8 protein-coding genes are annotated in these 8,281 nt (G+C 65.8%); all 8 read right to left on the bottom strand.

The features are described 5' to 3' along the window. Positions 1-173 (bottom strand): 50S ribosomal protein L35 (gene rpmI, locus H0W40_RS17940; RefSeq protein WP_292448985.1); only part of this gene is annotated, 173 nt, incomplete at its 3' end. 134 nt (positions 174-307) lie between these two features. Continuing rightward, positions 308-856: a translation initiation factor IF-3 gene (infC, locus tag H0W40_RS17935; protein WP_292448983.1), complete on the bottom strand. Its 549-nt coding sequence runs from the start codon at positions 854-856 to the stop codon at positions 308-310. Between the two features lie 107 nt (positions 857-963). Continuing rightward, positions 964-2,883: a threonine--tRNA ligase gene (thrS, locus tag H0W40_RS17930; RefSeq protein ID WP_292448982.1), complete on the bottom strand. Its 1,920-nt coding sequence runs from the start codon at positions 2,881-2,883 to the stop codon at positions 964-966. 336 nt (positions 2,884-3,219) lie between these two features. Beyond that, positions 3,220-4,518, bottom strand: coding sequence for an isocitrate lyase (aceA, locus tag H0W40_RS17925; protein WP_292448980.1), 1,299 nt, complete (start codon positions 4,516-4,518; stop codon positions 3,220-3,222). A gap of 302 nt (positions 4,519-4,820) precedes the next feature. After that, positions 4,821-5,897 carry a VWA domain-containing protein gene (locus H0W40_RS17920; protein ID WP_292448979.1) on the bottom strand — a complete coding sequence of 359 codons (1,077 nt, stop codon included), beginning with the start codon at positions 5,895-5,897 and terminating at the stop codon, positions 4,821-4,823. Beyond that, complete coding sequence (locus H0W40_RS17915; protein WP_292448977.1) at positions 5,894-6,487, bottom strand: hypothetical protein; 594 nt, start codon at positions 6,485-6,487, stop codon at positions 5,894-5,896. The genes H0W40_RS17920 and H0W40_RS17915 overlap by 4 nt, the downstream gene beginning before the upstream one ends. Then, positions 6,478-7,521, bottom strand: a complete 1,044-nt coding sequence (locus tag H0W40_RS17910; protein WP_292448975.1) for a vWA domain-containing protein — start codon at positions 7,519-7,521, stop codon at positions 6,478-6,480. The genes H0W40_RS17915 and H0W40_RS17910 overlap by 10 nt, the downstream gene beginning before the upstream one ends. A 12-nt stretch (positions 7,522-7,533) precedes the next feature. Beyond that, positions 7,534-8,281, bottom strand: a 748-nt coding sequence (locus H0W40_RS17905; RefSeq protein WP_292448972.1) for a hypothetical protein, incomplete at its 5' end; no start/stop codon positions are given.

The raw sequence follows: 8,281 nt of genomic DNA, 5'->3' as shown, positions 1-8,281 counted from the left end.
ATGTGGCCCATGTTGGTCTCGTGCACCGAGGTCGTGCCACGCAGGTGGCGCTTGTTCTTGGTGCTCTTCTTGGTGAGGATGTGGCGCTTGAACGCGTGACCGCGCTTGACGGTGCCACCCGGGCGAACGCGAAACCGCTTGGCCGCGCTTTTCTTGGTCTTCATCTTGGGCATGACTGCTCCTTCTTGAATTGCACCCGAGAGGCGCCGCGAACCGCTCGCGGGCTTTGAGCCATCGGGCACTTGTGGCGTTGCTGCGGCGACCAGACCGCAGCAACGGTCGAACTCAACTCGTACCGCTCTAAAACTCACTTCTTGCGCTTGGGCCCCAGCACCATGATCATCTGGCGGCCTTCGAGCTTGGGCATGTTCTCGACCACCGACACATCGGTCAACTCGTCGCGAATGCGCTCCAGCAGGCGCATGCCGATATCCTGGTGGGTGATCTCGCGGCCCCGGTAGCGCAAGGTGACCTTGCCCTTGTCGCCTTCTTCCAGAAAGCGGCGCAGGTTGCGCATCTTGATCGCGTAGTCGCCCTCGTCGGTGCCGGGCCTGAACTTCACTTCCTTGATGTCGATGACGTGCTGCTTGGCCTTGGCTTCGGCGGCCTTCTTTTGCTCGCCGTACTTGAACTTGCCGTAGTCCATCAGGCGGCAGACCGGGGGGTCGGCCGTGGCAGCGATCTCGACCAGATCGACGTCGGCCTCGCCGGCCAGGCGCAGGGCCTCCTGGATGTTGACGATGCCCAGCGGTTCGTTCTCCGGGCCGTTCAGGCGCACTTCCGGCGCCATGATTTCCCGGTTGAGCCTGTGCTTGCGTTCGTCGTTCCGGGTGCGACGGTCAAAGAAGTTAGCGATGGTTTAGATCCTTTTTTCGAGCCTTGCTCTTGGCGCAAGATCGGGCTCCACGTTGAACACACACGCGCCTGGCACACCGGGCGGACGCAGCAAACAACAAGCCTGCATCACGCCTTGTGGGCGATGTCACTAGCGATCCTCTGGAAGAAGGCATCTAGGGGCATCACGCCGAGGTCCTGATTGCCCCGGGCGCGCACCGCAACCGCTCCCGCAGCCTTTTCCTTGTCGCCAACGACGAGGATATACGGAAGCTTTTGCATTGAATGCTCGCGGATTTTATACGTGATTTTCTCGTTGCGCAAATCACTGACAGCCCTAACTCCTTGTTTTTGCAGCGTTTTCGCAAGTGCTGCAGCGTAGTCGGCCTGGGCTTCCGTAATCGTGAGCACAGCCACCTGCACCGGCGCCAGCCAGGCCGGTAAAGCGCCAGCGTGTTGCTCGATCAAGATGCCGATGAAGCGCTCGAAACTTCCGACGATGGCGCGGTGGAGCATGACCGGGTTGCGACGCTCGCCGGATTCGGTCACGTATTCGGCATCGAGCCGCTCGGCCATGGAGAAATCGACCTGCATGGTGCCGCACTGCCAGGGCCGGCCGAGCGCGTCCTCGAGCGTGTATTCGATCTTCGGGCCGTAGAAGGCGCCGTCGCCCGCCGCGATCTCGAACTTGCAGCCGGAGCGGCGCAGGCTTTCCATGAGCGCCTCTTCGGCCTGGTCCCAGACCGCGTCGGTGCCGATGCGCGCCGCCGGCCGCGTGGCGATCTTGTAGACGATGTCGCTGAAGCCGAAGTCGCGGTAGACCTTTTGCAGCAGCGCCGTGTAGGCCACGCATTCCTCGAGGATCTGCTCTTCGGTGCAAAAGACATGGCCGTCGTCCTGCGTGAAGCCGCGCACCCGCATGATGCCGTGCAGCCCGCCCGTCGGCTCGTTGCGGTGGCACTGGCCGAACTCGCCATAACGCAGCGGCAGATCGCGGTAGCTCTTGATGCCCTGCTTGAAGATGAGGATGTGGCCGGGGCAGTTCATCGGCTTGAGCGCGTAGTCGCGCTTCTCGCTTTCGGTGACGAACATGTTTTCGCGGTACTTGTCCCAGTGGCCGGTCTTCTCCCACAGGCCCTGGTCGAGCAGTTGCGGGCCCTTGACCTCGAGGTAGCCGTTGTCGCGATAGACGGCGCGCATGTACTGCTCGACCTGCTGCCACAGTGCCCAGCCCTTGGGGTGCCAGAACACGAGGCCGGGCGCGTGCTCGTCCAGGTGAAAGAGGTCGAGTTCGCGGCCGAGCTTGCGGTGGTCGCGCTTTTCCGCTTCTTCGAGCCTGTGCAAGTGTTGCTGCAGGTCCTCCTTCGTGGCCCAGGCAGTACCGTAAATGCGCTGCAGCATCTCGTTGCGATGGTCGCCGCGCCAGTAGGCGCCGGCCACCTTCATGAGCTTGAAGTGCTTGAGCTTGCCGGTGCTCGGAACGTGCGGGCCGCGACACAGGTCCTCGAAGCCGCCTTCGCGGTAGAGCGAAACGTCTTCGCCGGCGGGGATGCTGGCGATGATCTCGGCCTTGTAGTGCTCGCCCATGGCCTTGAAATGCGCCACGGCCTCGTCGCGCGGCAGCACGCGGCGCTCGACCTTCTCGTCCTTCTTCGCCAGCTCGCTCATCTTGGCTTCGATGGCGGCCAGGTCCTCGGGCGTGAAGGGGCGCTTGTACGAGAAGTCGTAATAGAAGCCGTTGTCGATCGTCGGGCCGATCGTGACCTGGGCCTCAGGGAACAGCTCCTTGACGGCATAGGCCAGAAGGTGTGCGGTCGAGTGGCGGATCAGCTCCAGGCCGTCCGGATCCTTCTCTGTCACGATGGCCAAGGACGTGTCGTCTTCGATGCGGTAGCCGGCATCGACCAGCCGGGCCGAATCGCCCTGCCCCACCCGCCCGCCGAGCGCCGCCTTGGCCAAGCCGGCACCGATCGATGCCGCGACTTCTTGCACCGTCACGGGACCCGGAAACTCACGCCGGGAACCATCGGGAAGCTGGATCGAAACCATGTCTGGGACCTCTGAAAAAAGAAAAGCGCGGTGAGCGACCGCGCTGGCAGGCAAGACGAACGTAAGCGTTCAAGCCGCGGTCAGGGCAACCTTGTCGGAGAGGGTCGTAGTTCGCGGTGTCATAACCGGTACTGCCTTTCTCGCTCTTGCTGCGGTCGGCCGGGGCGGCCGATGAAGTCGCGAATTTTAAGCCAGCGCAAGGCAAACTGCCCGGCCAGCCTAGGTCGGGCTGAGCGGGCAGTGCTTGCGGTGCCCGAAGGAACCGCAAAGGGGGAGTTCGGGACCGCGGGTGCCTTGCTTCGCAACGGCTGCCGCGACGGCGACGCCGCCAAGGACTCAGCCGTGCTTCTGGTCGAAGAACTGCTCGTCTTCCGTAGAGCCCTTGAGCGCGCCGGTCGAGGATTCCTTCTCGATGGTGGTGGTGACGGCGTCGAAGTAGCCGGTGCCGACCTCGCGCTGGTGCTTCACGGCGGTGAAGCCCTTCTCGGCGGCGGCGAACTCCTTTTCCTGCAGTTCGACGAAGGCGCTCATGTTGTTGCGCGCGTAGCCGTAGGCCAGGTCGAACATGGAGTAGTTCAGGCTGTGGAAGCCGGCCAGCGTGATGAACTGGAACTTGTAGCCCATGGCACCAAGCTCGCGCTGGAACTTGGCGATGGTCGCGTCGTCCAGGTTCTTCTTCCAGTTGAACGACGGCGAGCAGTTATAGGCCAACAGCTTGCCCGGGAACTTGGCGTGGATGGCGTCGGCGAAGGCCTTGGCGAAGGCCAGGTCGGGCTTGCCGGTCTCGCACCACAGCATGTCCACGTACTCGGCATAGGCCAGGCCACGGCTGACCGATTGCTCCAGGCCGTTGCGGGTGCGGTAGAAGCCTTCGACGGTGCGCTCGCCGGTGCAAAAGGGCTTGTCGTTCTCGTCGATGTCGCTTGTGACCAAGTCAGCCGCTTCGGCGTCCGTGCGTGCCAGCAGGACCGTCGGCGTGCCCATCACGTCAGCCGCGAGACGAGCCGCCACCAGCTTGCCGACGGCGTCGCGAGTGGGCACCAGCACCTTGCCGCCCATGTGGCCGCACTTCTTGACCGAGGCGAGCTGGTCTTCGAAGTGAACGCCGGCGGCACCCGCTTCGATCATGGCCTTCATCAGCTCGAAGGCGTTGAGCACGCCGCCGAAGCCGGCTTCGGCATCGGCCACGATGGGTGCGAAGAAGTCGGTGTCGTCCTTGCCTTCGCTCCACTGGATCTGGTCGGCGCGCTGGAAGGTCGAGTTGATCTTCTTCACGCACTTGGGCACCGAGTCCACTGCGTAGAGCGACTGGTCCGGGTACATCTCGCCGTTGCTGTTGGCGTCGCCCGCCACCTGCCAGCCCGACAGGTAGATCGCCTTCAGGCCGGCCTTGACCTGTTGCAGAGCCTGGTTGCCGGTGAGCGCGCCGAGAGTGTTGACGAAGGGCTCGGTGTTGACCAGGCTCCACAGCTTTTCGGCGCCGCGTTTGGCAAGCGTGTGCTCGATCGCGAGCGAGCCGCGCAGACGCACCACGTCGGCGCCGGTGTAGCCGCGCTTGATGCCTTTCCAGCGCGGGTTTTCGGCCCAGTCTTTCTCTAGGGCGGCGGCTTGTTGTTCTCGGGTGGCTCGGCTCATGGGAAAACTCCGGTGGGGTTGCAAGAAAACGGAAAACCAATGAGCCAAAGCGTAGTCCTGTTCGTCGGGCTTGTGAAGACTTATGTCTTATAGAAGACATAAATTATTTGGTTGCCTGACAGATACTTAGCAAACACGTTTCTGCATGCGAAACGTCGTTTTTCACAACGAAAGATTTTGCGGCGCTGCAACAATCAATAATTTCACATCGCGGAACCTCAACTCTCGATCGTGAAATCATCAAAAGGGCTCGGGGCAGCTCGGCAGAGCGACCGTAGTTCGGCCGACAAGGATTCAGCCGCCTACCGGCTTGCGTGAGGACGGCTCCGCCCCCGCAGCTCGTCGAGCGCTGCTGCTGCTTTTGCTTTTCGGCGTGACGGCCTGCTTATGCGCAGGACCGCCAACAGGGGCCACGCCAGCGCAACCAAGGCCACGGTGGCGAGCACCCCGCGCAGGTCCAGGCGCGAAGGCACTGACCGCGACAGACCCGCGTCGAGCAACGCCGCGCCGAGCGCTGCGGCGTCGCTCAGTCGCTCGTAGCCCAGCCCGGTTTCGGAGGCGAGCAACCGCAGATAGTCTTCGCGCAATGCCGACAGGTGCTCGCTGCCGGGCGTGGCGCCCGGCAGGGGCGCAACGTAGCGCTCGTTCGGATCGACCATCTGCTCGCCGACCACGCTGCCCCCGCGTCCCAGGCTGCGCGGATCGACCTGCAGCACGTCGCCCCTCGCCCACTCGCCGAGCACGTGCCCGGCCGGGTCGATCTTCGGTATCGGCAGCGGCACGTCGCCCCCAACGCCCACGACGAGGCCACGCACTTCGCCGCGTTCGACGGTGAAGCTGGGCCGGTAGCCGGGGTTCACCGGCGGGGCCTCGTGGCCATCGGTCACGTACACGAGCGCCGGCCGGCTCGGCAGCGTGTGCGCGATCTGCAGCCCGCTGTTGAGGCCCTTGGCGACCTCGCTGTTGCCGGCCCAGGCCATGCGCCCGTCGATGCGGCGCAGTGTGTCGCGAAGTTCGCGGTGGTGCGCGCAAACCTCGATCGGCGCCATTAGCAGGAAGCTGCGGTATTCGGTGAAGAAGGACCAGCCGAGCCGGGTGCCACAGGGTAGAGACAGCAGCACGCTTTCCAGCGCCGCCTTGGCGTGGGTCAGTCTGGAGACGGGTTTGCCGCCGAGCTGCTGGTCGGGCACGTTCATGCTCTGCGTCACGTCGAGCACGACCACCACCTCGAGTTCGGGGCGCTGCATCGGCACTGAGGGCCGCAGGAAAGTCGCAGCCAGCGCCGCGGCGGCCAGGCCGAGCAGCAGCGCGTCGCAACGGCCGCGCAAGGTGTCACGCACACCGGCCGTGCGCTCGCGCCAGCGCAGGCCGCTGCTCATGGCAGACCCGGCTCGATGCCGCGCATCTTGGTCGCGGCCCGTTCGGCATCGTTGCGGGGCTCGGCGATGGCTGGGTCGTTGTCGTCCGGGTCGGGATGCAGCCGCTGCGCGCGCTCGAAGTTGTAGCGCGCCGGCCAGTGCCCCGGATCGGCGTGCAGCACCTCGCGAAAGCCTTGCTTGGCCAGCTCGGTCAGCGCGACCGACTGACCCGCGCCCTCGGTGGCGTTGCTATCGGCAGCGAGCCCGAGCGCCTGACGCATCAGCAGATTAGCGCTGTTGAAACGCGCCGCCACGCCGAACTGCCGGTCGCCATGCAGGCTGCGGTAGCGCGTCAACGCCGCTTCGTCTTCACCGCGCGCCGCGAGCTCGTGGGCCTGGGCGAAGCGCAGGGCCGGTGCGAGCGGCGCCTTGATGTCGAGTTGCTGCGAGGCCTGGCCAGCGGCGATCAGCGCGTTGTCCTGCGCCTTGTGCCACCAGGAGATGCCGGCTGCCAGCGCCGCGGCCCCCGTCAGGGCCAGCGCGGCGAAGGCCGCGCGCACCCGACGGCGACGGCTCGGCGCAGGCGATGCTGCGAGCGGGTTCAGCGCCATGCGCGCAACTCCATCAGCTTGGCAGTCAGCAGCAGAAGCACGCAGCCCAGGGCCGCGCCATAGCACCACTGCGAAAGGTCGCGCCGCGGCACGGTATCGAGGTAGGTGATCGGCAGGTTCTCGAGCCGGTTCACGTCGTTGATCGCGCGCTGCAGCGCTTCGGGGTTCTCGGCTTCGTAGGCGCGGTAGGGGGTGCCCATGCTGCCGAAGAAGCGGTGCAGGTGGACCTCGGGCGCCACCGCTTCGTCACCGGGCTCGGCGTTCAGGCCGGGACTGCGGAATGAGCGGATATAGAACCAGTACAACGTGACGCGGTAGTCGCTCATGCGCCGGGCGATTTCGGTGCGTGCCTCGTCCGTCAGGTCGTCACCACCGTCTGAGACCAGCATCATGATGCGAGAGCCGGTGTAAGGCCGGTTGTGAAAGGAGCCCAGGCCCGCCTCCAGCGCCAGACCGATATCGGTCTCGGCCAAGCCGCGTCCGATCTCGCCGGCGGCGATGGCGGCCTGCACAGCGGCGGGCTTCTCGGTGAAGTCGAGCACGCGGATCGGCAAGGTGCTGAACACCAGCATTGCGAAGCGGTCGGCGCTGCGCTGGGCCGCGAACTCGCCGAGCAGCACGCGGGCGGTCTGCTGCTTGGACGGCCGGCCTCGATCGGCGCGCTCCCGGCTGATGTTGAAATTGGCCAGACCGGGCGTTTGCGTGGCGATGCCCGAGGGCGTGCCGCTGATGAAGGCCTGATCCATGCTGCGGCTGCGGTCGACCAGCAGGACGATCTCGGCGCCCTGCCCCACGCGCTCGATCTCGTAGGCGGGCCGGTACAGGCCGGCGAGTCCGAGCAGCACGGCGGCGATGGCCAGCACCGCCAGCACTCGCAGCAACACGTCGAGTGCGCCCGAGAGGCGGTCGGGCGGCAGCAGCGCCGACCAGGAGTGCAGCAGCACCGCCTGCGGACGCCGCCACAGTGCGAGCAGCGCCAGCGGCAATGCCAGCAAGAGCCACGGCGAGGTGAAAGGCAGTTCGTTGGAAAGCATGGCGGCTTGTTCTCAGGCGGTGCCGCGCTCGGCATTGCGGCAGGCTCGCGCGAAGGCGAGCAGCCAGTCGCGCCCGGCGGCGCCGGCACCGCCCGCACCATCTGCGCAGTCCGCACCGTCCGCACCGTCTGCTCGATCTGCTCGGTCCGCGCGGTCTTCGGCGTTCGCGGCGGAGAGCGGCGAACCGTTTTGAAAGAACGTGGCCTGCGAGCGCATGAAGAAGTCACGGATGTCCTCGCGCAGCGGCGCGAAGCGAGGTACCCGACGGATGAAGCCGTCCACCGTGTCGGCGAAGACCACCTGCCCTGCCGTTTCGTTGAACGCTGCGTGGATCGCGCGGCAAGCGTCTTGCCAGCCCAGCTTTGAGGCCGGCGCCTTGCGCCCGGCGCGCAGCCGCCGATAGGCGCGCGTGAAAGGCCGCTGCCGTGCGGAAAGCCAGGGCAGGCCGAAATAGACGAAGGCCAGATAGCTGCCGAGACTCAGCGCCAAGGCCGCACACCCGGCAATCAGTAGACGTTCCGGCCCGGTGTCACGCAGGACGGGCGCGGTGTCGGGTTGCAGATCGCCCAGGCCGCGCCGTTGCGGGGCCTGCTCCGGCACCAGCGGCGCGACCGCGACCGGCCAGGACTCGATGAACAGATCCTCCGCCCGCGGCGTGCCATCGAAGCGCAGCCGCAGCGCCGGCAGCTCGTAGACGCGTGCGGCGACCGGTGCCGCAAAAACCTGGTACTCGAGCCACAAGGTGAGCCGTGTGCCGGTG

It is taken from the genome of Methylibium sp. (genome assembly GCF_013817345.1).
Lineage (GTDB): Bacteria > Pseudomonadota > Gammaproteobacteria > Burkholderiales > Burkholderiaceae_C > Methylibium.
Note: the sequence above shows the minus strand (reverse complement) of the source record. Positions and strands in the feature narration are given on the sequence as shown.

Excerpts from the sequence above, each read along its gene's own strand:
- H0W40_RS17920 (WP_292448979.1), bottom strand. The coding sequence starts at position 5,897 with ATGAGCAGCGGCCTGCGCTGGCGCGAGCGCACGGCCGGTGTGCGTGAC.
- thrS (WP_292448982.1), bottom strand. The coding sequence starts at position 2,883 with ATGGTTTCGATCCAGCTTCCCGATGGTTCCCGGCGTGAGTTTCCGGGT.
- aceA (WP_292448980.1), bottom strand. The coding sequence starts at position 4,518 with ATGAGCCGAGCCACCCGAGAACAACAAGCCGCCGCCCTAGAGAAAGAC.
- H0W40_RS17915 (WP_292448977.1), bottom strand. The coding sequence starts at position 6,487 with ATGGCGCTGAACCCGCTCGCAGCATCGCCTGCGCCGAGCCGTCGCCGT.
- H0W40_RS17910 (WP_292448975.1), bottom strand. The coding sequence starts at position 7,521 with ATGCTTTCCAACGAACTGCCTTTCACCTCGCCGTGGCTCTTGCTGGCA.